The sequence below is a fragment of the Mycolicibacterium hodleri genome (assembly GCF_025822245.1).
GTDB classification, from domain to species: domain Bacteria; phylum Actinomycetota; class Actinomycetes; order Mycobacteriales; family Mycobacteriaceae; genus Mycobacterium; species Mycobacterium hodleri.
Genome location: NZ_JACKTL010000061.1, coordinates 45891 through 71505, shown reverse-complemented (window position 1 = coordinate 71505; position 25615 = coordinate 45891). Strand labels below are relative to the sequence as shown.

The 25615-nt window shown below is 69.0% G+C and carries 25 protein-coding genes; 14 read left to right on the top strand and 11 right to left on the bottom strand.

Annotated features, from left to right (window positions below; all coding sequences use genetic code 11):
* Window positions 1-18 precede the first annotated feature (18 nt).
* Complete coding sequence (gene ald, locus H7J06_RS25525) at window positions 19-1134, bottom strand: alanine dehydrogenase (protein ID WP_264042193.1); 1116 nt, start codon at window positions 1132-1134, stop codon at window positions 19-21.
* Window positions 1135-1227: 93 nt separating this feature from the next.
* On the opposite strand from ald, the gene aldR reads away from it, so the two are divergent.
* Together aldR and H7J06_RS25515 are read left to right on the top strand one after the other, a co-directional pair.
* Window positions 1228-1743, top strand: a complete 516-nt coding sequence (gene aldR, locus H7J06_RS25520) for an HTH-type transcriptional regulator AldR (protein WP_264042192.1) — start codon at window positions 1228-1230, stop codon at window positions 1741-1743.
* Window positions 1740-2618 (top strand): hypothetical protein, encoded by an 879-nt coding sequence (locus H7J06_RS25515; RefSeq protein WP_264042191.1) that lies wholly within the window; start codon window positions 1740-1742, stop codon window positions 2616-2618. The genes aldR and H7J06_RS25515 overlap by 4 nt, the downstream gene beginning before the upstream one ends.
* Here H7J06_RS25515 and speB read toward each other — a convergent pair.
* Window positions 2582-3529: an agmatinase gene (gene speB, locus H7J06_RS25510; RefSeq protein ID WP_264042190.1), complete on the bottom strand. Its 948-nt coding sequence runs from the start codon at window positions 3527-3529 to the stop codon at window positions 2582-2584. The two genes, H7J06_RS25515 and speB, sit on opposite strands and share 37 nt — an antisense overlap.
* On the bottom strand, window positions 3526-4947 hold the full coding sequence (locus H7J06_RS25505; RefSeq protein ID WP_264042189.1) for a purine-cytosine permease family protein: 1422 nt from the start codon (window positions 4945-4947) through the stop codon (window positions 3526-3528). The genes speB and H7J06_RS25505 overlap by 4 nt, the downstream gene beginning before the upstream one ends.
* Before the next feature lie 131 nt (window positions 4948-5078).
* Here H7J06_RS25505 and H7J06_RS25500 point away from each other — a divergent pair, with 131 nt between their 5' ends.
* Genes H7J06_RS25500 through H7J06_RS25480 form a run of 5 tightly spaced genes read left to right on the top strand, consistent with a single transcriptional unit; the run spans window position 5079 to window position 8765 of the window.
* Entirely contained in the window at window positions 5079-6554 is a 1476-nt protein-coding gene (locus H7J06_RS25500) for a PucR family transcriptional regulator (protein ID WP_264042188.1), read from the top strand.
* A 43-nt stretch (window positions 6555-6597) separates the two neighbouring features.
* A complete protein-coding gene (gene dapB / locus H7J06_RS25495; RefSeq protein WP_264042187.1) occupies window positions 6598-7332 on the top strand; it encodes a 4-hydroxy-tetrahydrodipicolinate reductase in 735 nt (244 codons plus the stop codon).
* Window positions 7333-7382: 50 nt separating this feature from the next.
* A complete protein-coding gene (locus H7J06_RS25490) occupies window positions 7383-7802 on the top strand; it encodes a hypothetical protein (protein ID WP_264042224.1) in 420 nt (139 codons plus the stop codon).
* Window positions 7799-8254, top strand: coding sequence for a flavodoxin family protein (locus H7J06_RS25485; RefSeq protein ID WP_308205833.1), 456 nt, complete (start codon window positions 7799-7801; stop codon window positions 8252-8254). Before H7J06_RS25490 ends, H7J06_RS25485 begins: the two co-directional genes overlap by 4 nt.
* Before the next feature lie 58 nt (window positions 8255-8312).
* The gene (locus H7J06_RS25480; RefSeq protein WP_264042185.1) at window positions 8313-8765 is read left to right on the top strand and encodes a hypothetical protein; all 453 of its coding nucleotides are present in this window, start codon (window positions 8313-8315) and stop codon (window positions 8763-8765) included.
* Here H7J06_RS25480 and H7J06_RS25475 read toward each other — a convergent pair.
* Together H7J06_RS25475 and H7J06_RS25470 are read right to left on the bottom strand one after the other, a co-directional pair.
* Window positions 8759-9673: an HpcH/HpaI aldolase/citrate lyase family protein gene (locus H7J06_RS25475; RefSeq protein WP_264042184.1), complete on the bottom strand. Its 915-nt coding sequence runs from the start codon at window positions 9671-9673 to the stop codon at window positions 8759-8761. The two genes, H7J06_RS25480 and H7J06_RS25475, sit on opposite strands and share 7 nt — an antisense overlap.
* 54 nt (window positions 9674-9727) lie before the next feature.
* Entirely contained in the window at window positions 9728-10468 is a 741-nt protein-coding gene (locus tag H7J06_RS25470; RefSeq protein ID WP_264042183.1) for a dienelactone hydrolase family protein, read from the bottom strand.
* A gap of 83 nt (window positions 10469-10551) precedes the next feature.
* Between H7J06_RS25470 and H7J06_RS25465 the strand changes: the two genes are divergently transcribed.
* From H7J06_RS25465 to H7J06_RS25455, 3 genes are read left to right on the top strand one after another with little or no spacing between them, the layout of a single operon-like run.
* Window positions 10552-11352, top strand: coding sequence for a thymidylate synthase (locus tag H7J06_RS25465; RefSeq protein ID WP_264042182.1), 801 nt, complete (start codon window positions 10552-10554; stop codon window positions 11350-11352).
* Window positions 11349-11831: a dihydrofolate reductase gene (locus H7J06_RS25460; RefSeq protein WP_264042181.1), complete on the top strand. Its 483-nt coding sequence runs from the start codon at window positions 11349-11351 to the stop codon at window positions 11829-11831. The genes H7J06_RS25465 and H7J06_RS25460 overlap by 4 nt, the downstream gene beginning before the upstream one ends.
* Window positions 11828-13033 carry a winged helix-turn-helix domain-containing protein gene (locus H7J06_RS25455; protein ID WP_264042180.1) on the top strand — a complete coding sequence of 402 codons (1206 nt, stop codon included), beginning with the start codon at window positions 11828-11830 and terminating at the stop codon, window positions 13031-13033. The genes H7J06_RS25460 and H7J06_RS25455 overlap by 4 nt, the downstream gene beginning before the upstream one ends.
* 22 nt (window positions 13034-13055) lie before the next feature.
* Here the strand turns inward: H7J06_RS25455 and H7J06_RS25450 are convergent, their stop codons facing one another.
* Genes H7J06_RS25450 through H7J06_RS25440 form a run of 3 tightly spaced genes read right to left on the bottom strand, consistent with a single transcriptional unit; the run spans window position 13056 to window position 15970 of the window.
* Window positions 13056-13643, bottom strand: coding sequence for a nucleoside deaminase (locus H7J06_RS25450; RefSeq protein WP_264042179.1), 588 nt, complete (start codon window positions 13641-13643; stop codon window positions 13056-13058).
* A 20-nt stretch (window positions 13644-13663) separates the two neighbouring features.
* A complete protein-coding gene (locus H7J06_RS25445) occupies window positions 13664-15061 on the bottom strand; it encodes an APC family permease (RefSeq protein WP_264042177.1) in 1398 nt (465 codons plus the stop codon).
* A gap of 9 nt (window positions 15062-15070) precedes the next feature.
* A complete protein-coding gene (locus H7J06_RS25440; RefSeq protein ID WP_264042176.1) occupies window positions 15071-15970 on the bottom strand; it encodes a proline iminopeptidase-family hydrolase in 900 nt (299 codons plus the stop codon).
* A gap of 89 nt (window positions 15971-16059) precedes the next feature.
* Between H7J06_RS25440 and H7J06_RS25435 the strand changes: the two genes are divergently transcribed.
* The 3 genes from H7J06_RS25435 to H7J06_RS25425 all read left to right on the top strand — a co-directional run bounded on the left by H7J06_RS25435 (window position 16060) and on the right by H7J06_RS25425 (window position 19449).
* Window positions 16060-16827 carry a FadR/GntR family transcriptional regulator gene (locus H7J06_RS25435; protein ID WP_264042175.1) on the top strand — a complete coding sequence of 256 codons (768 nt, stop codon included), beginning with the start codon at window positions 16060-16062 and terminating at the stop codon, window positions 16825-16827.
* 88 nt (window positions 16828-16915) lie between these two features.
* Window positions 16916-17776, top strand: a complete 861-nt coding sequence (gene dapA / locus H7J06_RS25430) for a 4-hydroxy-tetrahydrodipicolinate synthase (RefSeq protein WP_275079912.1) — start codon at window positions 16916-16918, stop codon at window positions 17774-17776.
* The gene (locus H7J06_RS25425; protein ID WP_264042173.1) at window positions 17773-19449 is read left to right on the top strand and encodes a ribonuclease J; all 1677 of its coding nucleotides are present in this window, start codon (window positions 17773-17775) and stop codon (window positions 19447-19449) included. Before dapA ends, H7J06_RS25425 begins: the two co-directional genes overlap by 4 nt.
* A 7-nt stretch (window positions 19450-19456) precedes the next feature.
* On the opposite strand, the gene H7J06_RS25420 is transcribed toward H7J06_RS25425, so the two are convergent.
* The 3 genes from H7J06_RS25420 to H7J06_RS25410 form a co-directional block, all read right to left on the bottom strand.
* On the bottom strand, window positions 19457-20275 hold the full coding sequence (locus tag H7J06_RS25420; protein WP_264042172.1) for a mycofactocin-coupled SDR family oxidoreductase: 819 nt from the start codon (window positions 20273-20275) through the stop codon (window positions 19457-19459).
* A gap of 2 nt (window positions 20276-20277) precedes the next feature.
* Window positions 20278-20592 carry a putative quinol monooxygenase gene (locus H7J06_RS25415; protein ID WP_264042170.1) on the bottom strand — a complete coding sequence of 105 codons (315 nt, stop codon included), beginning with the start codon at window positions 20590-20592 and terminating at the stop codon, window positions 20278-20280.
* A gap of 72 nt (window positions 20593-20664) precedes the next feature.
* Window positions 20665-22842: a SulP family inorganic anion transporter gene (locus tag H7J06_RS25410; RefSeq protein WP_264042169.1), complete on the bottom strand. Its 2178-nt coding sequence runs from the start codon at window positions 22840-22842 to the stop codon at window positions 20665-20667.
* A gap of 220 nt (window positions 22843-23062) precedes the next feature.
* Here H7J06_RS25410 and H7J06_RS25405 point away from each other — a divergent pair, with 220 nt between their 5' ends.
* Window positions 23063-25612, top strand: coding sequence for an FtsK/SpoIIIE family DNA translocase (locus H7J06_RS25405; RefSeq protein ID WP_275079900.1), 2550 nt, complete (start codon window positions 23063-23065; stop codon window positions 25610-25612).
* The last annotated feature ends 3 nt before the right edge of the window (window positions 25613-25615 follow it).

Here is a 25615-nt window from a genome sequence, read left to right as displayed (position 1 = left end):
TCAAGTTCGACGAGACGCTCAGGCCAGCAACCCGGCCGGATCGGTGAAGGGCAGCCCGAGGTCGGCGGCGACCTGCTCGGAGACCAGTGCACCCTCGTGCGTCGAAAGGCCCTTGGCCAGTGCGGCATCCGCGGCGCAGGCCGCCTTCCAGCCCTTGTCGGCGAGCTTGACGACGTACGGCATGGTCGCATTGGTCAGGGCGAAGGTCGACGTGCGCGGGACGGCGCCCGGCATGTTGGCCACGCAGTAGAAGACGGTGTCGTGCACCGCGAACGTCGGGTCGTCGTGCGTGGTCGGGCGGGAATCCTCGAAGCAACCGCCCTGGTCGATGGCGATGTCCACCAGGACCGCGCCCGACTTCATGCCCGCGACGGTCGAGTTGGTGACCAGCTTGGGGGCCTTGGCGCCGGGGACCAGCACCGCGCCGATGACCAGGTCGGCCTGCTTGACCGCCTCTTCCAGCTCCAGAGCCGACGAGTACCTGGTCTCGATGGCGCCGCCGTACTCGGCGTCGATCTTGCGCAGCGTGTTGACGTTCAGGTCGAACACGGTGACGTGGGCGCCCATGCCCCATGCGACGGCGGCGGCGTTGTCGCCCGCCATGCCGCCGCCGATCACCACGACCTTGGCCGGCGCGACGCCGGGGACGCCGCCCATCAACACGCCGCGGCCGCCCTGGGTGCGCATCAGGTGGTAGGCGCCGACCTGAGCGGACAGTCGTCCGGCGACCTCGCTCATCGGGGCCAGCAGCGGCAGGGCGCCGTCGGCGGTCTGAACGGTCTCGTACGCGATGGACGTGGTACCCGACGCCATCAGCGCGTCGGTGCACGGCCGCGACGCGGCGAGGTGAAGGTACGTGAAGAGCGTCTGGCCCTTGCGCATCCGACCGTATTCGGCCTCGATGGGCTCCTTCACCTTGAGAAGCAGATCGGCCTCGGCCCAGACCTGGTCCGCGGTGTCGACGATCTGCGCGCCCGCGGACTTGAAGTCGGTGTCCGAGATGGCCGAGCCCTCGCCGGCGCCGGCCTGGACGAGTACCTCGTGACCGCGGCGGCTCAGTTCGGCCACCCCGGCCGGGGTGATGGCCACCCGGTACTCGTTGTTCTTGACCTCGGTCGGGATTCCGACGCGCATGACAGCTCCTTCAGTCGACATCTGTTGGATAAATTGTGAAGAACGTGCGGTTCGATGGCAACGAGTTCGTCATAGATTCGATAAAGTCGATCAATGCCAGAAGGATCTTCGAAGATGGCCGCGTCCGTGCCGGAGCCGCCGAAGAATGTTCGTCCCGCCGACCTGGACGCCACCGACCGGCGCCTGCTGACCGCGCTGCACCGCGACGCGCGGTTGTCGAACACCGCGCTCGCGGACCTGGTCGGCATCGCGCCGTCGACCTGTCACGGCCGGGTCCGGCGCCTGCAGGACATCGGCGTCATCCGCGGCTTCCACGCCGACATCGACCCCGCGTCCATCGGGCTGCCGATGCAGGCGATGATCTCGGTCAGTCTGCAGGCGAACGCGCGGGGCAAGATCGGCAGCTTCATCCAGAACATCCGCAGCCGCCCCCAGGTGATGGACGTCTACTTCCTGGCCGGTGCCGACGACTTCCTGCTGCACGTGGCGGCGCGCGACACCGACGACCTTCGGTCCTTCGTCGTGGAGAACCTCAACTCCGACGCCGACGTGGCGGGCACCCAGACGTCGCTGATCTTCGAGCACCTTCGCGGGGCGTCCCCGCTGTGAATACGAGTTCCGGTGAGCAGGAGGATCTCGACCGGCTCTACGGCGTCGACCCGGCCGAGTTCACCGAGTTGCGCAAGGAGTTGGTGGCCGCGGCCAAGAAACGTGGGGACAAGGAGGCGGCCCGGACCATTGGCGCGGCACGGCGGCCGACGACGGCGGCGTGGGTGGTCAACGCGCTCGTCCGCGCCGACGGCACCGCCACCGACAGGCTCGCCGAGATCGGCGAACGGCTTCGGGCCGCGCACGCGGCCATGGACGGTGCCAAGATTCGCGAGTCGTCGGCGGCGCAACGCAGGCTGGTCGACGAACTGGTGCGCGCCGGTTTCGCCGCGGCCGACGTCGCGCACCCCTCGGCCACGCTGCGCGACGACGTCGTCGGTACGTTGCAGGCCGCCGTCGCCGATCCCACCGTCGCGTCCCGGCTGGGTCGGCTGGAGAAGGCCGAAAGGTGGTCTGGCTTCGGCGAATTCGGCACGGTCACCGCGGTCGGTCCCGCGCCCAAGGCGAAGGCGTCCGCGTCGCCGAAGCCACCGCCGGTGCAGCCCGGGCCCGACGAGCGCGAGGTGGCCGCGGCCCGGGAGCGCCTCGCATCGGCGGAACGCGCCGCTCGAGTCGCCGAGCAGACCAAGACCGAGGCCGACGAGGCGCTGGTGGACCGGGCGGCCGCGCTCGCGACGGCGCGCCGGCGGTACGAGAAGGTTCTGGAGACGGTGAGCGCCGCGGAACGCGCACTGAGCGTCGCGGACGCCGATCACTCCGAGGCGGAGGGGGCGTCACGGGCTGCCGCGACGGCGCTGACGGCCGCCTCGGCGGCCCTCGCGGAGGCCGAGTCGGACCTTCAGCGATTGGCCGCCAGCACCGACAACAGCTCGTAGCCGACGTGCGCGGCCGCGATGCCGGTGATCTCGGCGTGGTCGTAGGCGGGGGACACCTCGACGATGTCGGCGCCGACGACGTTGAGCCCGACGAGCCCCCGCAGCGTGTTCAGCAGTTCGCGCGACGTCATGCCGCCCGCCTCCGGCGTCCCGGTGCCCGGGGCGTGGGCGGGGTCGAGCACGTCGATGTCGACCGAGACGTAGACGGGACCGCCGTCCAGGCGGGCCCGCATCCGGTCGACGATGCTCTTCACGCCGTCGAATTCGTAGTCGTCGGACCGAATCACCTGGAATCCCAGCACGGCGTCGTCCTCGAGGTCCTGCTTGCCGTACAGCGGTCCGCGGATGCCGATGTGCTGGGAGCGCTCCATGTCGATGAGGCCCTCTTCGCTGGCCCGGCGGAACGGCGTGCCGTGCGTGTAGGGCGCGCCGAAGTAGGTGTCCCAGGTGTCGAGGTGCGCGTCGAAGTGCAGCACCGCGATGGGCCCGTGGTCGCGGGCGAGCGAGCGCAGGATCGGCAGCGCGATGGTGTGGTCACCGCCGATGGTGAGCACCGTCGAACCGTGGGTGCGGAGGTCGGTGATCGACGAGTCGATCGTGGCGATCGCCTCCTCGATGTCGAACGGGTTGACCGCGATGTCGCCGCAGTCGGCGACCTGCTGGTTGGCGAACGGCGACACGTCCAGGGCGGGGTTGTACGGCCGCAACAACTTCGAGGCCGCCCGCACGTGACCCGGGCCGAAGCGGGCGCCGGGCCGGTAGGACACTCCGCTGTCGAAGGGGATGCCGACGATGCACACGTCGGCGTCGGCGACCTGGTCGATGCGGGGCAGCCGGGCGAAGGTGGCCGGGTCGGTGTAGCGGGGGACGCGGCTGGCGTCGGGAGGTCCGACGACGGGACGGTCGGTCACGCATGCTCCTTGGAGTCGATGAAGGCGAGTTCGCCGGAGACGTCCAGCGATCGGGTGACGGCGATGTACACCAGGCCGGACACCAGCAGGCCGACGATGAAGGCGACGTCGACCTCCCCGAGTGCCGTGGCGGCGGGTCCCACGAAGAACGGCAGGTCGACGAAGGGGATCTCGGCCAGGACGCCTGCGGTGAAGGCGACCAGCCCGCGCCACGACCAGGCGCCGTAGATTCCGTTGGGCGTGAACAACTCTGCGATCGCGTAGTGCCCCCGGCGGACGAAGAAGTAGTCGGTCAGGTTGACCGCGGTCCACGGGGCCAGCAGGTACAGCATGATCAGCAGCGTGGTGTTGAGCGCGGTCGTCGCGTTGGACAGCAGCAGGCTGCCGATCAGCCACACCACCGCCAGCACCACGATGGTCACCACCCGCAGGTTGCGCGTCGGCGTGACCGACCTCAGCGAGTCCAGACCCGTGACGACGGTGAGCATTCCGCTGTAGGCGTTCAGTCCCATCGTGGCCACCAGCACCAGTGTCGAGACGACAGCCAGCACGCTGCCCAGGTAGGAGAACGTGTCGTTGCCGGTCTGGTTGATGCCCGCCAGCGCGTCGCTCGCGCCCAGGTAGGTCGCCATCCACGCGCCGAGCGGGATCAACCAGGCGGGCGACGCGGCGGCGCCGACGAAGACCGACGCGATGATCGCCGACGGCTTGGTGTTGCGCGGCAGGTAGCGGCTGTAGTCGGACACGTACGGGGCGTAGGTGATGTTGTAGGACGCCGCCACGCTGAACTGGGCCAGGAAGGCGACGAACGTGAAACCGCCCGCGCTGGTGGCGGTTCCCGTCACGCCGCCGAACAGCACGCCACACGTCAGCACGATCCACAGGGGCAGGGAGATCCAGAAGAGCACGCGAAAGCTCTTGTGCAGCAAGTCGTGTCCGAAGATGGCGACCAGCGCCGCGATGACCGTGATGGCCACTGCCACGACAACGGGGTTCCAGCCGAAGATCGATTCGAGGCCCGACTTGATGATGACGACGTCGACCACGTTGAAGCCGACGAAGGTGAACAGCGTCCCGATCAGGGGCAGCAGCACGCCTCGGTACCCGAACTGGGCCCGGGACTGGATCATCTGGGGGAGTCCGAGGACCGGTCCCTGGGTGGCGTGGAACGCCATGAAGAGCGTGCCGAAGGCGATGCCGGCGAGTCCGGCGACGATCGTCCACCACAGCGACAGGCCGAGGCTGGGGCCGACGAAGCCCAGGGCGAGGGTGAACGGCTGGAAGTTGCCGACGAACCAGAACGGCCCCTGGTGTGAGACCTTGCCGTGGCGTTCGTCGTCGGGCACATAGTCGATGGATCGGGTTTCGATCATCGAACCGGTGCGGCCGTCGGTGGCCCCGGGCGAGGTGGACGACATGGGTGGCTCCCGCAACGTTGGTGGGTGGGTGGTGCACGTCACCCTCCGCCCGTGGGCGGGCGTCCGCCATGGCCGATTTGTTCAATGTGTCCATTACCATTGGGCGAAATGCACAGCGGGGGAGGTGGGCGATGATCACCGTCGCCGACGTCGTCGCCGATCCCGCGTTGAACCTGCAGGTCGCAGCCGGTTCGGACGGGGTGGGCCGGCAGGTCACCTCGGCGCACGTGTCCGAGCTGACCTCGCCCGGTGACTGGCTGCGCGGCGGCGAACTGCTGATGACCGTCGGCCTGTTGTTGCCGATGACCGTGCCGGACTGCCGTGCCTACCTCTCCGAGTGCGCCGAGGCCGGCGTGGCGGGCGTGGCCCTGGGGCTGGGCCACGGTCTGCCCTACCGGGACTGCCCCGACGCGCTGCGGCAGGCGGCCGGCGAGGTCGGAGTGCCGCTGCTGACGGTGCCCGACGAGACGCCGTTCATCGCCGTCACGAAGTGGGTCTTCGAGACCATCGCCGCCCAGGAGCGCCAGGACCTGCAGACCGCGATGGAGATCAACCGCAGACTCACGGCGGTGGCCACCAACGCCGCGCCGCTGGCGGCCCTGCTGTCGGCGTGGTCGACGTCCAGCGGGACACCGTGCGTGGTCTGCGACAGCCGGGGGCGCCCGATGGCGGCGACGGCGGGCGCCGACGCGTCGTTCGTCGAACGGGCCTGCCGGGCCCCGTTCGACCCGCGGGCGCAGCGCGGCGGCTGGTCGATGGTCGGCGACGTGGAGGTCCACGTCGTCGGGGCCGGGATACCGCTGGCCTACGTGGTGCTCGGTGCGGACATGGACGTGACGTCGCGCAACTCGTCGACGGTGCTGGTGTCGCTGATCGCGTTGGACGTCGAGCGGCGCAACCTGTCCGACCAGACCGAGTGGCGCCGTCGCGGCCAGGTGTTCACCCAACTGCTGAGGCCGGGGATCAAACGCGAACGCGCCCAACACCTCTCGGCGAGCGTCGGCCTCACCGGGGCCTACTACCAGGTCGCCGTCGTCGCGGCCGACGACCCGGAGTCGTTGGCCTTCCGCGTCCACCTGGGCCTGGACGGCGCGCTGGTGCGGGTGCAGGGAGCCACGGTGGAGGTGGCGCACTCCGATCTGGCGGCCCTGACCGATGCCGTCGCGGCGCACGCGCCGGGTCGGCCCGCGGGCATCGGTGCCGCCACGGCCCCCGAGACGTTGGCGATCTCGGCGATGCAGGCGCGCTCTCTGCTGCCGATCAGCGGGCAACTCGGCCGCATCGTCACCGCCAGTGAAGGGGAGACGGTGTCGCTGCTGCTGTCGGTGGGGCCGCCGGACGTGGTGCGCGGCTTCGCCGACGCCGTGCTGGCGCCGCTGGACCACCTCGACCCGCGCGACCGGCTGGAGCTGCTGCGCACGTTGGACCAGTGGTTGCGCGTCAACGGCGCCTGGGACCCGGCCGCGCATCGACTGTCGTTGCACCGCAACACCGTTCGTAATCGCATCGATCGAATCGCCGCGTTGACCGGCCGGCGTCTCGACGACGGCGACGACCGGATGGAGCTGTGGCTGGCCCTCAAGGCCAGGGCCGCACTGCCGCAGTGAGGACCCATCCGGGCCGGTCGGCTCGGGGAAGTAGGCTGCCACCATGCGTGTGGGAGTGCTGGGTGCCAAGGGAAAGGTCGGCGCCACGATCGTCGATGCCGTCGAGGCCGCCGACGACCTGACCTTCTCGGCGGGCGTCGACGCGGGGGAGCCGTTGACCCTCTTCACCGACAGCCAGACCGCGGTCGTCGTCGACTTCACCCACCCCGACGTCGTGATGGAGAACCTACGGTTCCTCGTCGGCGCCGGCATCCACGCCGTGGTCGGCACGACCGGTTTCACCGACGAGCGGATCGCCCAGGTCAGGTCGTGGCTCGCCGACGCACCCGACGTCTCGGTGCTCATCGCACCCAACTTCGCGATCGGCGCGGTGCTGTCGATGGAGTTCGCCCGGCAGGCGGCGCGGTTCTTCGAGTCCGCCGAGGTCATCGAACTGCATCACCCCTTCAAGGCCGACGCGCCGTCGGGCACGGCCACCCGCACCGCGCGGATGATCGCCGAGGCGCGAAAGGGGTTGCCGCCCAGCCCCGATGCCACCAGCACCGGCATCGACGGAGCCCGCGGCGCCGACGTCGACGGTGTGCGGGTGCACTCCGTGCGGCTGGCCGGCCTGGTCGCCCATCAGGAAGTGCTGTTCGGCACCATGGGGGAGACGCTGACCATCCGCCACGACAGCCTGGACCGCACCTCGTTCGTCCCCGGCGTGCTGCTGGGCGTGCGCAACGTCGCCGACCACCCGGGGCTGACGATCGGCATCGAACCCCTCATGGGATTGTGAGCGCGAACGACGGCTCGCGGGCGCTGCGCATCCAGGTGCTGATCGGGTTCATGTGCCTCGCGATGCTGGTGTACTTCGTGCTTCTCGGCCGGGCCGGCGTGCTCCTCGTCGCATCGGGCCGGCCCGCCGCGATCGGGCTCGGCGTTGCGATCTTCCTGTTGCCGGTGGTGGGGCTGTGGGCCCTGATCGCCACGCTGCGCGCCGGGTTCGCGCATCAGCGCCTGGCCCGCCTGGCGCGGGAGCAGGGCATGGAGCTCGACGTCGACGCGCTGCCCCGACGGCCGTCGGGCCGCATCGAACGCGAGGCCGCCGACGGTCTCTTCGACGCCGTGCGTGCCGAGGTCGAGGAGCACCCCGACGAGTGGGTGCGGTGGTATCGACTGGCCCGCGCCTACGACTACGCCGGCGACCGGGGCCGGGCCAGGGAGACGATGAAGAAGGCCGTCGCCATGCAGGAGCAGCGGCAGTGAGCAAGACGCTGTTGATCCTGCACCACACCCCGTCGCCGCACACCCAGGAGATGTTCGAAGCAGTCCTGTCCGGCGCCACCACGCCCGAGATCGAGGGCGTGGACGTCGTCCGACGACCGGCGCTGACGGTGTCGCCGACCGACGTGCTCACCGCGGACGGATACCTGCTGGGCACGCCCGCCAATCTCGGCTACATGAGCGGGGCGCTCAAGCACGCGTTCGACGTCTGCTACTACCCGTGCCTCGACTCCACCCGCGGGCGTCCGTTCGGCCTGTACCTCCACGGAAACGAAGGCGTCGAGGGCGCCGAACGGGGCGTCACCGCCATCACGACCGGGCTGGGCTGGGTGAAAGCCGCTGACTACGTGACGGTTTCGGGACGACCGACGAAGGCCGGCCTGGAGGCGTGCTGGGACCTTGGCGCGACGGTCGCGGCTCGACTGACGCAATGATCCCACCCGGTCGGCCCGCGCCGACCGTTACGCTCATGGCCTGACGGAGGAGACGATCATGCCGGGTATCGCCGAACTCGCCCTTGCGGGGGCACCGATCGCCGGTGGCGCACTTCTCGGCGTCGTCGCCGGCAACCTGCGTGGACCCGACGTACGGGGATTGATCAAGCAGGACATGGACCTGCTGGAACGTCTTCCGGCGGAGCAGACCGAGCGGCGTGCCGAACTCCAGCGCGTCATCGACATCCGGGTCGACGACCTCATCGCCGCCGTCGACAAGAACCGGTCGCTGCTGGAACTCGCCCAGTCCTATCGCGGCAACTGGCGCGACATCGTGGTGTTCGTCTGCGCGGTCCTGTTCACCATCGTGTGGTGGAACGTCAGCCACAGCCGCAGCAACTGGCTGGTGATGTTCATCGTGATGATCGTGGTGTCGGTCGCCGCCGCGGTGTACGCCGGACGCGGAATCGTCCGCGCCCTGGCGTCGTTCGTGCGTCACCGGGATCAGTAGTGGTAGGTGTCCGACGGCGCCGGGACGTGGTCGGGGTCGTCGCCGTATTCCGATGAGTGGATGCCGTAGGCCTTGGCCAAATCGAGGATCTTGGTGGCCCGCGCGATGCGGGGCAGATCCGAGCCGTTGCGGATCTCACCGCCGTCTCGCTGGAACTCGGCGAAGAACTCCGTCGCCCAACTGATTTCGTCGGGCGAGGGGGACAGCCCTTCGTTCACCGCGGGGCACTGATCCGGCGTCAGGCAGATCTTGCCGGTCATGCCGAACTCGACGGAGACGGCGCTGGCCTCGATGAGCTTCAGCGCGCTCGACCCGATGGTCGGTCCGTCGATGGCACTGGGCAGATGGGCGGCCTTCGCCGCGATGGTGAATCGCGACCGGGCGTAGGCCAGGGTGGCCGGGTTGTCGCCGAAGCCGGTGTCGCGGCGGAAGTCGCCGATGCCAAAGGCCAGCCGGAACGTGCCCTTCGTCGCGGCGATCTCGGTGATCCGCTCCAGCCCCCTTGCGGTCTCGACCAGGGCGACGATCGGGACGTCGGGCAAGCGCTTCGCGGTCTCGATGACGTGGTCGACGGATTCCACCATCGCCAGCATCACCCCGCCGACCGAGGTGGCCGCCAGCATCTCCAGGTCGTCGGCCCACCACCGGGTGCCGAACCCGTTGACGCGCACCCAGTCGTCGTTCCCGGAGGTCAGCCAGGTGTGCACGTTGTCGCGGGCGGCGTCCTTGTCCTTCGGCGCCACGGCGTCCTCGATGTCGAGGACGACGATGTCGGCGCGCGAGTGCGCGGCGGGGGCGAACCGGTCCGGCTGCGCACCGTTGACCAGCAACCAGCTCCTGGCCAGGACCGGGTCGATGCGAAACCCTGGGTCGGAGGGATCGGGCTCGGTAGAGGGTTGGTCGTACACGGGTCAATGGTCGCCTACGGGGCAAGGACTAGGCAAAACGGCCCCGCCGACGCCTCAGCCCAGCTTGGCGCCGAAGAAGTGCTCCATCGCGTCCCAGTGCCGCTGGGCGGCGGCGGGGTCGTAGACCGCCTGGTGGTCGGAGACCGCGAATCCGTGCGCGGCGGGGTAGGTCTCGATGGTGTGCTCGACGCCCGCGGCCGTCAGCGCCTTCTCGAGGGTCTCGGCCTGCTCGGCGGTGAACGAACCGTCGTTCTCGGCGCCGGCCACGTACACCGCGGCGCTGATCTGATCGGCCAGAAGATGCGGGCTGCCCGGATCGTCGGTCGCCAGGCCGCCCCCGTGGACGGACATCGCCGCCGCCACTCGCTCGGGAACGCGGCCCGCGACGACCAGGGAGGTACGTCCGCCCATGCAATAGCCGGTCGTGCCGAACGCCGTACCGGAGACCTCCGAGCGTGACTCGAGATAGTCGAAGAACGCGACCGCGTCCTCGGCCATCAGGTCGGGGGTGACGCTGCCCATCATCGACATCACCCGGGTGCGCTCCTCGGGGTCGCTGAAGGCGGTGTTCAGGTCGAAGGGCGCGTACTGGCCGTGGCGGTAGTACACGTCGGGCACCAACACGGCGTAGCCGTAGTCGGCCAACTTCTGGGCCATCTCGTCGAACACCGGGCGACGGCTGCCGGCGTCGGGGTACATCACGACCCCCGGCCACGGCCCCTCGCCGTCGGGCGTCGCAAGCGTGACCGGACACGTTCCGTCCCCGGTGGTGATGGTGTCTGTGATCGTGGGCATGACCTCCGTTCTACTCCCCGCCCGAGGGACTCGCGGCCCTGAGTGCCGTCTCACCTGTCGGGGGCTGCCCGTAAACTGGCGTCGTGTCGATCCCAACGCCGTACGAGGATCTGTTGCGACTGGTGCTCGAGACCGGGACCCCCAAGTCCGACCGGACCGGCACCGGGACCCGCAGTCTGTTCGGACGTCAACTGCGCTACGACCTCGCGGCCGGGTTCCCGCTGATCACCACGAAGAAGGTGCACCTCAAGTCGGTCGTCTACGAACTTCTGTGGTTCCTGCGCGGCGACTCCAACGTCGGCTGGTTGCAGGACCACGGCGTCACGATCTGGGACGAATGGGCAAGTCCGACAGGCGAACTGGGTCCCGTTTACGGCGTGCAATGGCGGTCCTGGCCGACCCCTTCGGGTGACCACGTCGACCAGATCAGCGCCGCCCTCGAACTGCTCAAGCGCGACCCGGACTCGCGCCGGAACATCGTCTCGGCCTGGAACGTCGGCGAGATTCCCCAGATGGCGTTGCCACCGTGCCACGCCTTCTTCCAGTTCTACGTGGCCGACGGAAAGTTGTCCTGCCAGCTGTATCAGCGCAGCGCCGATCTCTTCCTCGGCGTGCCGTTCAACATTGCCAGCTACGCCCTGCTGACGCACATGATGGCCGCCCAGGCCGGCCTCGAGGTCGGCGAGTTCGTGTGGACCGGCGGGGACTGCCACGTCTACGACAACCACGTCGACCAGGTCCGGTTGCAGCTCGGCCGAGATCCCCGGCCGTATCCGAAACTCGTTCTCGCACCGCGGGATTCGATCTTCGACTACACCTACGACGACGTCGCGGTGGTCGACTACGATCCGCACCCGGGGATCAAGGCTCCCGTCGCCGTATGAGCGTTGGTCTCATTTGGGCGCAGTCGTCGTCGGGTGTCATCGGGCGGGCCAACGGCATTCCGTGGCGGTTGCCCGAGGATCAGGCACGCTTCAAGGACCTGACGTTGGGTCACACCGTGGTCATGGGTCGGCTCACCTGGGAGTCCCTGCCAGCGAAGGTGCGACCGCTGCCCGGTCGGCGAAACGTCGTCGTCAGCCGGCACGCCGACTACGTGGCCGACGGGGCGACCGTGGTGGGCAGCCTGGACGACGGGCTGACCGACGGCGACGCCTGGGTGATCGGCGGGGCGCAGATCTACGCGCTCGCGGTGCCGCTGGCCACCCGCTGTGAGGTCACCGAGGTCGACGTCGCGCTGACCCGAGACGACGACGACGCCGTCGCACCGGTGCTCGACGAGGCGTGGGTCGGCACCGAGGGCGACTGGCTCACCAGCGCGTCGGGGTTGCGCTACCGATTCTCGACCTACGTCCGGGCATGAAGCTCACCGCCGCTCAGGCGCGCCGGGTCGCCGTCGCGGCGCAGGGGTTCGCCGAGCCGAAGCCCACCGGCCAGGTGACCCGCGCGCACCTCAGGCGGCTGGTGTCCCGAATCCAGGTGCTGCAACTGGACTCGGTCTCGGTCGCCGTTCGGGCGCACTACGCGCCGATCTTCAGCAGGCTCGGGCCGTACGACCGCGGCATCCTCGAGCGGGCGGCGTGGAGCCATTCCGCTAGGTCGCCACGTCTGCTCGTCGAGTACTGGGCCCACGAGGCCGCGCTGATGGCCGTCGACGACTGGCCCCTGTTGCGGTGGCGCATGCGCGAATACGCCGACGGCAGGTGGGGCAAGGAGATCGTCCGCAAGAACCGGCAGTTGGCCGACGACGTCGTCACCGCGGTCGGCGAACTGGGTCCGGCGACGGCCGGCCAGATCGAGGCGCATCTGGCCGCCGAACCGCGCGGACGCAAGGGCCCGTGGTGGGATCGCAGCGACACCAAGTGGGTGGCCGAGGCGCTGTTCGCGGCCGGCACGTTGACCACGGCCACCCGCGTCGGATTCGCCAGGCACTACGACCTCAGCGAGCGGGTGCTGCCGCCCGAGGTGTTCGCCCGCGAGGTGGCCGACGCCGACGCGGTGCGCGCGTTGGTGCTGCGGTCGGCGACCGCGCTCGGCGTCGCCACCGAGACCGACATCCGCGACTACTTCCGATTGGGCGCGGGGCAGGCCAAACCCGTCATTGCCGACCTGGTCGCCGAGGGCGAACTGGAGCCCGTCGAGGTCGACGGATGGACGGCGCCCGCCTACCTCCGCGCCGGCCAGGTGGTGCCCCGGGTGAACCGGGGGACGGCACTGCTGTGCCCGTTCGACCCGTTGATCTTCTTCCGGCCGCGGGTGGAGCGGCTGTTCGACTTCCACTACCGCATCGAGATCTACGTGCCCGAACCCAAGCGTCAGTTCGGCTACTACGTATGGCCCCTGATGCTGGACGGTGAACTGGTCGGTCGGGTCGACCTCAAGGCCGATCGTGTCCGGGGCGCACTGCACGCCGTCGGCGCCTTCACCGAACCGGGCCAGGACGCCGGCCGGGTGGCCGCGGCGCTCGCGGGCGAATTGCGCACCATGGCAATGTGGTTGGAGCTCGACGACGTCGTGGTGGGGGAGCGCGGCGATCTGGTCGAGGCGCTGCGCCGCCGACTCTAGTTGCGGGCCGGGCCAGCGCGGGTCAACTGAGCGGAATGTCGTTGTCGCCCTTGGACTCCTGATAGCGATCCGACAGCGCGGCATAGCGCGCCTTGATGCGTGCGGTCTGCGCCCGCAACTGCGACCGCAGCGGCTCGTCCTCGGACTCGACGAGGTCGGCCAGGGCATACGCCGTCCAGAACGCGTTGGACCGCCGGTAGCCGCCGGGCTCCAGGCCGAACAGTTCCTTGAGGATCACCAGGTCGTGCGGGATGGCGAAGCTGTCGCGTGAGTCCTCGTGGCTGTAGAAGTAGTAGTAGTTGTCGAACCCCGCCCACGTGATCGCCGACATGCACAGCGTGCACGGCTCGTGGGTGGTGAGGAACACGAGGTCGGACGTGGGTGGTCGGTCGGTGAGCCGGTAGAACTGGTTGAGCGTGTTGACCTCACCGTGCAGCAGTGGGTTGTCGGTCTCGTCGTTGGTGCCCGCGACGACGAGCGACAGATCGGACTTTCGCAAGATCGCCGCGCCGAAGACCTTGTTGCCCGCGTCGACACCCCGCTCGGTCAGCGGCAGGATGTCGTCGTCGACGACGGCGAGCAGGCGAGGGGCGATGGTCTTGGCCGGCATGGCTCACCCTAAGCCAGAAGTCAGTGCGTCGCGTTCTCCTCGGGCAGCTCCGGTACACCCTTGCCGCGGAAGACGTTGACGCCGAACACGATCGCGCCGATCACCAGCCACACCAGACCGCCGATCTTGGCCAGTGAATCGGCGTTGAACAACACGTAGCCGATGATCAGGAAGCCCAGCGTCGGCACCACCAGGTGCAGCAGGTAGTTCTTCGACTTCTGGCGCCCCACGTAGTACCAGACCACCGAGACGTGGAGCAGGCAGAAGCCGAACAGCGCGCCGAAGTTGACCAGCGAGGAGATCAAGCCGATCTGTCCGACGAAGAACAGCACCAACACCAGGCTGAGTGCGCTGACCACGAGGATCGCCGCGATGGGGACCTTGCGGCCGCTGATCTTCGACAGGAAGCTGGGCAGCTGGCCGTCGCGGCTCATCGAGTAGAGCAGGCGGCTCGTGGCGGCTTGGGCGGCCATCGCGTTCGCAAAGCCCACTGCCATGACGTTGACCGCGAAGAACGCGTTCATCCAGCCCGTGTTGGACGCCGCCTGGACGAGGGTGAAGAACGCGTTGCCGGCCTCGTCATCGCTGAACGACTCGCGGCCGCCGGCGAGCAGACTCGCCAGCCACGTCTGGGTGATGAACAGGAACGCGACGACGAACAGCGCGATGATCATCGCCCGGCCGGCCGGGTTCTTGCGGCCCGTCGATTCCTCGGCCAGCGTCGAAATGCCGTCGAAGCCAAGGAAGCTGAGCACCGCGATCGACAGCGCGCTCGCGATCAGAGGTGCGGTGACGGTGCTCGAGTCCCAGATCGGCAGGGTGCTCCATCCGACGTTCGGCAGGGTTTGTCCGTTGATGGCGCGCACCGCGATGACGACGAAGACCACCACGAAGACCAGTTCGATGGCGAGGAACACCCGGTTGGCGAACTTGAGAAGGCTGATTCCGGCGAGGTTGATGATCGTGTTGACGATGACGAAGACGATCGCCCACACCCACCGCGGACTGCCGGGGAACAGCCCGACCATCGACTCGGCGGCGAAGACGTACAGCAGCGTCGGCACCAGCAGGTAGTCCAGCAGGATCGCCCACCCCGCGAAGAAGCCGACGCTGGGGTGAATGCCGCGGCCGACGTAGGAGAACACCGAGCCGGCCAGCGGGAACGACTTCGCCATCTGCGCGTAGGCCAACGCGGTGAAGATCATGGCGATGAGGCCGATGAGGTAGACCAGCGGCACCATGCCGGACGCGCTGTTGTACACGGTGCCGAAGATGGCCCACGGCGCAATCGGCACCATGAAGACCAACCCGTACACCAGCAGGTCGACCGTCGACACCGAGCGGTTGAGTTCCTGTGTGTAGCCGAATGATTCGAGGGTGCGCTGCCCCTGCGCCGGTGGCGTGTCGGAGTTGACCACGAGGGTCTCCTATCGGTCGTGTTCGGTGAGGAATGAGGCGATGACGGCCCGGAACTCGGCTGGTTGTTCCAGGTGGGTGCAGTGACTGGCCCCGGCGAAGACGTGACTGCGCACGTCGGGGATCCGGTCGACGAACGGTTTCCAGGTGGCGTGGGTGGCCTCGTCGAACTCGCCGGCGACCACCAGCGTCGGCGCCGTGACCTGGCCCAGGCGGTCTTCGACCGACCACGACTTCAGCGTGCCGAGAACGTGGAACTCGTTGGGGCCGTTCATGGTGTGGTACACCGTGGGTTCGGCTTCCATCTGCGCTTCGCTGTCGAGGAAGTCCTGGGGCGTAGGCGTCAGCCGGCAGACGTGGCGTCGGTAGAACTCCTGCGTCGCGGCGAGGTACTCCGGGTCGGTGACGGTGCCCGCCGCCTCGTGACGGTCGAGTGCTCGTTGGGTGTCCTCGGGAAGTTCGGAGCGCAGCAGCGCGGCGGCGGCCATCCACAACTCCATGGACGCCGGCGAGTTGCAGATCGACAGCGAGACCAGGCCGTCGGGCTGGCGCACGGCGATCTCGGCGCCCAGCATCCCGCCCCACGACTGGCCGAGCACGTGGTACCGGTCGATTCCCAGGGCCGCACGCACGGCGTGGAACTCGTCGACGAACAACGCCGGCGTCCAGAAGTCTCGCGGCGCCTCGGGCAGATGCGTGCTGCGGCCGCAGCCGATCTGGTCGTAGTGGACGACGACGCGACCGGTCTCGTCGGCGAGCTCGGCGATGTTGCGCACGTAGTCGTGCGCCATGCCGGGGCCGCCGTGCAAGACGAACAACGGAAGGGCGTCGGGACGGGGGGCGTCGGGACTGGTGATCTGCACCCAGGTCTCGCCGTCGAGGAAGGGCACCGTGCGGGTCTGGACGAGCATGGCGCTCAGCATGTACCCACAATGGTCTCGCTGCAAGACCAATCGATGGGAATTAACATTCGCGGTATCGACGACGGGGGGAGGCACCGATGGCCGAGCATGACGCCGGGCCGCCGTCGGGCCTGCTCGCGCAGCAATTGGACATGCCGACGCGAGTCGACGAGATCACCGACCGGCTCGTCACGGCCATCGCCATCGGCGAGTACCTGCCCGGCGCCCGGCTGCCGGTCGAACGCGACCTCGCCGCCGCGCTCGGCGTCGGCCGCATGACGGTGCGGGCGGCGCTGGCCCGGCTGGTCGACCGCGGGTTGCTCGAGACCCGCCGCGGCCGGGGCGGGGGTTCCTACGTCGTCGACCAGTGGCCCGAGTCGTCCACGGAGGCGGTGCGTCGCACCCTGGCGATGCGGCTCGGTGAGTTGCGTGACCGATGCGACGCGATCGCGCGACTCCACGGCGCGGTGTGCCGCGCGGCGGCCGACGCCAGAACCGCGGCCGACGTCGACGGGCTTCGACACGCGCTCGAGGCGTACCGGACCGCCGACACCGGGCTGGCCGCCCAGCAAGCCGACAGCCGGCTGCACCTGGCGATCATGGACACCGCCCACAACGCGGTGCTCAAGCAGGTCCTCCTCGACCTGGAGGCCTCGGTCAGCATCGGCGCGCCGGCCCATCTGTGGGGCGAGCCGTTGACCATGCGGGAGATGGAGTTGCGCTCGCTGCACGAGCACGAGGAGTTGGTCGACGCAATCGCCGACGGCCGCGCCGACGACGCCGACGCCGTGGCCCGAGCCCACGTCGGCATCGACTTCGAACTGATCTCCGCCGCGATGCGGCGCGCGGGTGTGCTCGGCGACTAGCACCGGTGCTCGTGATCGCCGGTGTCGAGCGGGTAATCTCAACCGCGTGACCACCAGCGGATTCGATGTCAGCGCCCGTCTGGGCACCATGCTGACGGCCATGGTGACGCCGTTCGGCCCGGACGGCTCGGTAGACCTGGCTGTCGCCAAGAAGCTTGCCAAGCACCTCGTCGACTCCGGGTGCGACGGTCTCGTGGTGTCGGGGACCACCGGCGAATCGCCGACGACCACCGACGCCGAGAAGCTCGCCTTGCTCGCCGCCGTCCTGGAGGCCGTGGGGGACCGCGCCAGGGTCATCGCCGGGGCCGGGTCGTACGACACCGCGCACAGCGTGCACCTGGCGAAGGCCTGTGAAGCCGAGGGCGCCCACGGACTCCTCGTCGTCACGCCCTACTACTCACGGCCGCCGCAAGCCGGATTGGTCGCGCACTTCACCGCCGTCGCCGACGCCACGGCGCTGCCCAACGTGCTCTACGACATCCCGCCCCGCTCGGTGGTGCCGATCGAATGGGACACCGTTCGGGCGATCGCGCCGCACCCGAACATCGTCGCCATCAAGGACGCCAAGGGCGATCTGCACGGTGGTGCGATGATCATGGCCGAGACCGGGCTGGCCTACTATTCCGGCGACGACGCCCTGAACCTGCCGTGGCTGGCCATGGGGGCGACCGGATTCATCAGCGTCTGGGGCCACCTGGCGGCAAGTCAGTTGCGAGACATGTTGTCGGCCTTCACCTCCGGGGATCCTGCGACGGCACGCAAGATTCACGTCAGCCTCGGCACCCTCAACGACGCCCAGAACCGTCTCGGCGGCGTCACCATGGCCAAGACAGGACTTCAATTGTTGGGCTTCAACACTGGGGATCCGCGACTTCCGCAGATCCCCGCGACGAGCGCTCAGGTCGACGCGCTGGAGGCAGACATGCGGGCAGCTGGCGTGCTCCGATGACCGCCGAACTCGTCCCTCCCGGCCCCTTGGAGCCGGGCGGGCTGCGGGTGACCGCGCTCGGCGGCATCAGCGAGATCGGCCGCAACATGACCGTTCTCGAGCACCTCGGACGCCTCCTGGTCATCGACTGCGGCGTGCTGTTCCCCGGCCACGACGAGCCCGGCGTCGACCTGATCCTGCCGGATCTGCGGCACATCGAAGGCCGGCTCGACGACATCGAGGCACTGGTCGTCACCCACGCCCACGAGGACCACATCGGCGCCATTCCGCATCTGCTCAAGCTGCGCCCCGACATCCCCGTCGTCGGATCGAAGTTCACCCTGGCGCTGATCGCCGCGAAGTGCCGGGAACACCGCATCAAGCCGGTGTTCGTCGAGGTCGCCGAGAAGCAGAGCAGCAACCACGGCGTGTTCGAGTGCGAGTACTTCGCCGTCAACCACTCCATTCCCGACGCGCTGGCCATCGCCGTGTACACCGGCGCGGGCACGCTGCTGCACACCGGTGACATCAAGCTCGACCAGCTGCCGCTCGACGGCCGGCCCACCGACCTGCCGGGCATGTCGCGGCTCGGCGACGCCGGCGTCGACCTGTTCCTGTGCGACTCGACGAACGCCGAAATCCCCGGTGTGGGCCCGTCGGAGAGCGAGATCGGGCCCAACATGCACCGGTTGATCCGCGGTGCCGAGGGGCGCGTCATCGTCGCGTGCTTCGCCTCCAACGTCGCCCGCGTGCAACAGATCGTCGACGCGTCGGTGGCCCTCGGGCGCAAGGTGTCCTTCGTCGGCAGATCCATGGTGCGCAACATGGGGATCGCCAAGGATCTCGGCTTTCTCAACGTCGGCGACGACGACGTGGTCGACATCGCCGCCGCCGAACTGCTGCCCGCGGACCGGATAACCCTGGTCACCACCGGCACGCAGGGCGAGACGATGGCCGCGCTGTCGAGGATGTCGCGCGGTGAGCACCGCAGCATCACGCTGACCCGGGGCGACCTGATCATCATGTCCTCGTCGCAGATACCGGGCAACGAGGAGGCCATCTTCGACGTGCTCGACTCGTTGGCCAAGATCGGCGTGCGCGTCGTCACCAACGCGCAAGTGCGCGTTCACGTTTCGGGCCACGCCTACGCCGGGGAGCTGCTGTTCCTCTACAACGGGGTACGTCCGCGCAACGTCATGCCGGTGCACGGCACCTGGCGCCACATGCGTGCCAACGCCGCGTTGGCCGCAAGTTCTGGTGTGCCCGAAGAGAACATCGTGCTGGCCGAGAACGGCGTCAGCGTCGACCTCGTCAAGGGTCGGGCCAAGATCTCCGGCGCGGTCCCGGTCGGCAAGATGTTCGTGGACGGTCTGGTGACCGGTGACGTCGGCGACGCCACGCTGGGCGAACGCCTGGTGCTGTCATCGGGTTTCATCGCCGTCACCATCGTGCTCGACCGGGCCACCGGCAAGATCGCCGGGCCGGTGCACCTACAGTCGCGCGGCTTCTCCGAGGACCCCAAGGCCCTCGAGCCCGTCACCCGCCTCGTCGAGGAATCGCTGCAGTCGCTCGTCGCGGAGAAGATCACCGACCCGACCCGGTTCGCCCAGGCCGCCCGGCGTGCCGTCGGCAAGTGGGTGGCCGAGAAGTACCGTCGCCAGCCGATGATCGTGCCGACGGTGTTGGAGGTCTAGGCGGCCGTCACCGCTTGTTGACGTAACCGTCGTCGACCGGCAAGGCCACGCCGGTGATGTGCTTGCCGGTGTCGGCCACCAACCAGGCCACCGTGTCGGCGATGACCTCCGGCTCGACGGTCTCCATGTTGGCCACGCTGGCCATGGTCATGTCGCCCTCCTCGCCACCGGTCATCTCGGCGAGCCACTTTCGGGTGAACTCGTTGTCGACCATCGGCGTCCTGACCCCGGCCGGGTGGATCGAGTTCACCCGAATGTTCTGACCAGACAACAGGTTCGCATACGACCGCATCAGTCCGACCACGCCGTGCTTGGCGGCGGCGTACCCGATGGAGCCGGCGAACGGCGAGCCGAGGCCGACCAACCCCATCACCGAGCTGATGAGCACGATGGCGCCCCCGTTGCCCGCCTTGACCATCGGCCGCATCGCGACGTCCACGGTGTGATGCACGCCGGTGAGGTTGACGTCGATCACGTCGTGCCACGCGTTTTCGTCGGCCATCGGTGCGATGCCGGCGTTGGCGACGACGATGTCGAGGCGCCCGCCGAGCTCCTCGACCCCCGACCGCAACGCGGTCTTCAGCGCCGACCGATCCCGCACGTCGGCCTGCAGGGCGACGATGCGGGAACCGGTGTCCTGCACCAGTTTCACGGTGGCGGCGAGGTCGTCGGGGGTGGCCATCGGGTACGGCACCGAGGCGATCTGGTCGCACAGGTCGACGGCGATGACGTCGGCGCCCTCCGACGCCAGCTTCACCGCGTGGGCGCGACCCTGGCCGCGGGCCGCACCCGTGATGAAGGCGACCTTGCCCTCGAGGGTTCCCATGCCTAGGGACGCAGCTGACCCTTGGCGGGGTCGCCGGCGACGACCGGCTGCAGCATCTTGATGTCCGGGGCGCCGTCCAGGTGCTCGCCGATGGCCCCGAAGAGCGTGCCGATCGCCGGCGCGGTGCCGTGGGTCTTGAGCGCGTCTTCGTCGGCCCACTGCTCGACGAAGACGAACGTGCCGTCGGCCTCGTGCAGCGAGTACAGCTGGCATCCCGGCTCGGAGTGGACCGCTTCGATCGCCTGGGTGCAGGCGGTACGCACCGCGTCGACGGACTCGGGCTTGGCGATCAGGGTGGCGACGACGACGACGGGCATGCGGGGACTCCTCATCGAGTGGGTAGCACCGAGTGGATCGGCGTGGCTCACATTACCCAGCGCAGGCGGGGGTCAACGGACCACCTCCCCGAGCCCTTCGAACTGCGCGGCGCCTTGGCCGATCTCGGCGATGTGGTCCGCGCCCACCAGATACAGCCGTGCCGAACTCAATTCGAGGAACAATCCGGCGACGGTCGCCGAGCCCTCCGCCAACCGCGGTGCGACGAGGGGGTGTCGCTGCAGCGTCTGCACCTGGATGGCCACGTTGACCATGCCGAGTTGGTCGGCTGCCCCGAAGCCCGCCTCGGCGGCCGCCTTGGCCACGGGATGACCGTTGCGCAGGGCGGCGACGCTGGCGTGGCCGTGGTCGAGCCACCGGCCGATCGCCCCGTCGGCGCCGCCGTGCAGGAGGTCGTCCATCGCCTCGCAGCCGGAGTGTCCGCAGACGGCGATCGTGCGCACCGACAGCCGCTCGAGGGCGTAGCTGAGCGCGGACTCCACCGACGCGTCCGCCGACCCGCCGGGCACCAGGTTGCCGACGTTGCGGACGTTGAGCAGCTCACCGGGGCCGCTGTCGGTGAGCAGATTCGGCAGGATTCGGGCGTCGGCACACGTCAGCAGCATGGTGTGGGGGCTGTGCTCGTCGTCGGAGCCGAACCGCTCTCGCAGAAGGGGGGCGACTCCGTTGCTGTACCGGTCGACGCCGCCGGCGAGGTGCGGGGGCCAGATCAGCCGTAGTGCGGAGATGACCCGCCTGCCCTCGGTGTTGCGCTTCGGTGGCCGATCGTGAGCGAATTCCATTCGGGCCGTGCCGGTTTCGGTAACCGTCACCTCGTCGCCCGCGGCACGGCGCTGCCGTATCCATTCCTGGAGGGTGTCCATCGCCGCGTGGTCCAGGTAGTCGACGTTGAGGTCGACGAACGTGTCGGCGCCGCGGGGGAGTCCGTCGAGCGCCGCGGTCAGCCTGGGCAGCGCGAGGAACGTGCACGACCCCGTGATCGCCACGTGCCACTGGTCGCGTCCGCCGTCGGCGGACCGCTGGCTGAGGTCCTCGGTGACGATCGAGACCCGCACGATCCGCCAGGCGGCGATGCCGACGGCGAGAACCAACCCGATCAGCACTCCCTCGAGCAGGTTCAGGAAGACCACCGCCACCAGTGTCACGCCGTAGATCAGCAGTTCGCCGGTGCGACGGGCCAGCTCGACGTGCGCGAGCTTGACCAACTGGACGCCGATGACGATGAGCAGACCGGCCAGCGCGGCGTTCGGGATCATCTCCACGACGCCGACCAGGAACACCGAGAACAGCAGGAGCCACACGCCGTGCAGTGCGGCCGAGGCGCGCGTCTTGGCCCCGGCCGAGACGTTGGTGGAGCTGCGCACGATGACGCCGGTGACGGGCAGGCCGCCGAGCAGACCCGACGAGACGTTGGCGGTGCCCTGTCCCAGGAGCTCGCGGTTGAAGTCGGTGCGCGGGCCACCGTGCATCTTGTCGACCGCGCTCGCCGACAGCAGGCTCTCCACGCTGGCGATCAGGGCGACGGTGAGCACGGCGATCGCGATCGCCGACCACGAGCCCTGCGGCATCGAGGGCAGGCCGATCGCGTCGACGACGGACTCGTCGAGACCGATGCGGTCGGCGCTGAGGCCGGGGAGGTAGCTGACGGTCGTCGCCACCACCACGGCGACCAGCGCACCCGGGACGACGCGGACCGCACTGGGAACGAAGCGCCAGGTCAGCATGATGGCGATCACCAATCCGCCGACCAGCACCTCGGACCATTGGGGCGCGGCGAGTTGGCTGGGCAGCGCAACCAGATTGGCCCACGCGTTGCTTGGTGGCCCGCCGCCGAGCAGGACGTGGACCTGCTGCAGGGCGATGGTGATGCCGATGCCTGCGAGCATGGCGTGGACGACGATCGGTGCGATCGCCAGCGCCGCGCGGGCGATGCGGCTCAGACCGAGCAGGATTTGCAGCACGCCCGCCGCCGCGGTGATCGCGCACGTCGCCTTCCACCCGAATTGTGCGACCAGTTCGGCGACCACGACGGTGAGCCCAGCGGCGGGTCCGCTGACCTGAAGTGGCGAACCGCCCACGGCCGCGCACACGATCCCGCCGACGATGGCGGCGATCAGACCGGCCACCACCGGGGCGCCGGAGGCGACGGCGATGCCGATAGACAGCGGCAGCGCCACCAGGAAGACCACCAGGGAGGCCGGAACGTCGTAGCGAAAGACGTTGTGTAACAAAGGTTTAACATCAGAAATTTTCGCCGGTGCGATCACCGTGTCGAGAGTACCGACGCCTACGGAATCCGTCGTCGCACCGGGGCGTGACCCTGGCCACGTTGGATGTCGCCGCAGGTCGACGCGGTGTCAACGCGCTGCGGGATTCGTCGTGCGATTGTTGGCTATTTGTTACCTGTGTGGCTAATGGTGAAAGTGGGGTTGTTGCGACTAGTCTTTCCGCATGGCTAGTAAGACCGCCGCCCGCTCGGGAGCTCGTTCTAGCAGCTCAAAGCCCCGAGCGCGCACGACGCGCCCCGCCGCCCCGCGGCGCAAACCCGCGCCACGGCGCAATCCCTCTCCGGTGGCGGTCGCGGGCTCCGCGATCGGCAAGGGTGCGCGCGCGAGTTGGCTGATGCTGGCCAAGGGGGCGGGCTCCACGGCGCGCTCCGTCGGACGGGCCCGTGAGCTCGAGCCCGGTCACCGGCGCGACGGCATCGCGCTCGGCCTGCTCGCACTCGCCGTCGTGCTGGCCGCCAGCTCCTGGTTCGACGCGGCGCGTCCGGTCGGCGGGTGGATCGACTCGGTCGTCCGCACCGTCATCGGCTCCGCCGTCGTGCTGCTTCCCCTCGCCCTGATCGCCGTCGCGATTCTGCTGATGCGCACCGAACCACACCCGGAGGCGCGGCCCCGGCTCGTCCTCGGCACCTCGATGATCGCGCTGCCGGTGCTCGGCCTGTGGCACCTGTGGTCGGGTGCGCCCCAGGACCCCGCCGACCGGCAACGGGTGGCGGGCTTCGTCGGCTTCGCGATCGGCGGGCCGTTGTCCGACGGTCTGACGCCCTGGATCGCCACGCCGTTGTTGATCATCGGCATCCTGTTCGGCCTGCTGTTGGTGACCGGCACGACGATCCGCGAGGTGCCCGGCGTCATCCAGGACGTGTTCATGGGCGCCTACCGCGGCGACACCCATGACGACGAGTACGACGACGACGCCGAGTACGACGACGACTATCCCGCCGCGCGCGCCGACGACTTCTCCGACGGGTACTACGACGACCCCGCGTCGACCCGCGCCGACGAGGCGCAGTGGCCGACTGCACCTCGGTCCGGCGTCCCGGCGAGTCGCCTGGGCACGCCGATGGACAACTACCCGTTGGACGAACCCCTGGCGGACGAGACGCCCACCGCACCCGAGCCCAAGGCCCGTCCCAAGCGCAAGAAGCCGGAGGCGCCGGTTCCGGCGCCCGTCGCCGAGGAAACCCTCTCCCTCGACCGCGTCGTCGAGGGGCCCTACACCCTGCCGTCGCTGGACCTGTTGGTGGCGGGGGACCCGCCGAAGCTGCGAAGCGCGGCCAACGACAAGATGATGGAGGTCATCCAGTCGGTACTCGACCAGTTCAAGGTCGACGCCGCGGTCACGGGGCTGACGCGTGGTCCGACCGTCACCCGCTACGAGGTGGAACTCGGGCCCGGCGTGAAGGTCGAGAAGATCACCGCGCTGCAGAAGAACATCGCCTACGCCGTGGCCACCGAGAGCGTCCGCATGCTCGCGCCCATCCCCGGCAAGTCCGCCGTCGGCATCGAGGTGCCCAACACCGACCGCGAGATGGTCCGGTTGTCCGACGTCCTGACCGCACCGACCACCCGCCGCGACCACCACCCGCTGGTGATCGGCCTCGGCAAGGACATCGAGGGCAACTTCATCTCGGCGAACCTGGCCAAGATGCCGCACCTGCTGGTCGCCGGCTCCACCGGGTCCGGCAAGTCCAGCTTCGTCAACTCGATGCTGGTCTCGCTGCTGTCCAGAGCCACCCCGGAAGAGGTCAGGATGATCCTGATCGACCCGAAGATGGTGGAACTCACGCCGTACGAGGGCATTCCGCACCTCATCACGCCCATCGTCACGCAGCCCAAGAAGGCGGCGGCCGCGCTCGCCTGGCTCGTCGAGGAGATGGAGCAGCGCTACCAGGACATGCAGGCCAACAAGGTTCGCCACATCGACGACTTCAACAAGAACGTCAAGTCCGGCGTGATCACCGCCCCCCTGGGCAGCGAGCGGGTCTACAAGACCTACCCGTACATCATCGCCATCGTCGACGAGCTCGCCGACCTCATGATGACCGCGCCGCGTGACGTCGAGGACGCGATCGTGCGCATCACCCAGAAGGCGCGCGCCGCCGGTATTCACCTGATCCTGGCCACGCAGCGGCCGTCGGTCGACGTCGTCACCGGGCTGATCAAGACCAACGTGCCCTCGCGGCTGGCGTTCGCGACGTCGTCGCTGACCGACAGCCGGGTGATCCTCGACCAGCCGGGCGCCGAGAAGCTGATCGGCATGGGCGACGGCTTGTTCCTGCCGATGGGCGCCAACAAGCCCGTCCGGTTCCAGGGCGCCTACATCAGCGACGAGGAGATCTACTCCGTCGTCGCGGCCTGTAAGGACCAGGCCGAACCCGACTACACCGAGGGCGTCACCGTCGCCAAGCCGAGCGGCGAGCGCACCGACGTCGACCCCGACATCGGCGACGACATGGACGTCTTCCTCCAGGCCGTCGAGTTGGTCGTCTCGTCGCAGTTCGGGTCGACGTCGATGCTCCAGCGCAAGCTGCGCGTCGGCTTCGCCAAGGCCGGCCGCCTGATGGACCTGATGGAGACGCGCAGCATCGTCGGACCCAGCGAGGGTTCGAAGGCGCGCGAGGTCCTGGTGAAGCCCGACGAGCTGGCGGGCACCCTGATGCTGATCCGCGGCGGCGCGGACGCCAACGGTGCCGACGCCGACGACGAGGACTGATCG

Bases quoted from the DNA above. Each gene is read 5' to 3' on its own strand.
- H7J06_RS25405 (WP_275079900.1), top strand. From the start codon at position 23,063: ATGGCTAGTAAGACCGCCGCCCGCTCGGGAGCTCGTTCTAGCAGCTCA.
- aldR (WP_264042192.1), top strand. From the start codon at position 1,228: ATGCCAGAAGGATCTTCGAAGATGGCCGCGTCCGTGCCGGAGCCGCCG.
- H7J06_RS25480 (WP_264042185.1), top strand. From the start codon at position 8,313: ATGCCGGGTATCGCCGAACTCGCCCTTGCGGGGGCACCGATCGCCGGT.
- ald (WP_264042193.1), bottom strand. From the start codon at position 1,134: ATGCGCGTCGGAATCCCGACCGAGGTCAAGAACAACGAGTACCGGGTG.
- H7J06_RS25420 (WP_264042172.1), bottom strand. From the start codon at position 20,275: ATGGGAACCCTCGAGGGCAAGGTCGCCTTCATCACGGGTGCGGCCCGC.
- H7J06_RS25450 (WP_264042179.1), bottom strand. From the start codon at position 13,643: ATGCCGGCCAAGACCATCGCCCCTCGCCTGCTCGCCGTCGTCGACGAC.
- H7J06_RS25455 (WP_264042180.1), top strand. From the start codon at position 11,828: ATGAAGCTCACCGCCGCTCAGGCGCGCCGGGTCGCCGTCGCGGCGCAG.
- H7J06_RS25440 (WP_264042176.1), bottom strand. From the start codon at position 15,970: ATGCTCGTCCAGACCCGCACGGTGCCCTTCCTCGACGGCGAGACCTGG.
- H7J06_RS25415 (WP_264042170.1), bottom strand. From the start codon at position 20,592: ATGCCCGTCGTCGTCGTCGCCACCCTGATCGCCAAGCCCGAGTCCGTC.
- H7J06_RS25490 (WP_264042224.1), top strand. From the start codon at position 7,383: ATGTGCCTCGCGATGCTGGTGTACTTCGTGCTTCTCGGCCGGGCCGGC.
- dapB (WP_264042187.1), top strand. From the start codon at position 6,598: ATGCGTGTGGGAGTGCTGGGTGCCAAGGGAAAGGTCGGCGCCACGATC.
- H7J06_RS25435 (WP_264042175.1), top strand. From the start codon at position 16,060: ATGGCCGAGCATGACGCCGGGCCGCCGTCGGGCCTGCTCGCGCAGCAA.
- H7J06_RS25500 (WP_264042188.1), top strand. From the start codon at position 5,079: ATGATCACCGTCGCCGACGTCGTCGCCGATCCCGCGTTGAACCTGCAG.
- dapA (WP_275079912.1), top strand. From the start codon at position 16,916: ATGCTGACGGCCATGGTGACGCCGTTCGGCCCGGACGGCTCGGTAGAC.
- H7J06_RS25460 (WP_264042181.1), top strand. From the start codon at position 11,349: ATGAGCGTTGGTCTCATTTGGGCGCAGTCGTCGTCGGGTGTCATCGGG.
- H7J06_RS25470 (WP_264042183.1), bottom strand. From the start codon at position 10,468: ATGCCCACGATCACAGACACCATCACCACCGGGGACGGAACGTGTCCG.
- H7J06_RS25505 (WP_264042189.1), bottom strand. From the start codon at position 4,947: ATGTCGTCCACCTCGCCCGGGGCCACCGACGGCCGCACCGGTTCGATG.
- H7J06_RS25425 (WP_264042173.1), top strand. From the start codon at position 17,773: ATGACCGCCGAACTCGTCCCTCCCGGCCCCTTGGAGCCGGGCGGGCTG.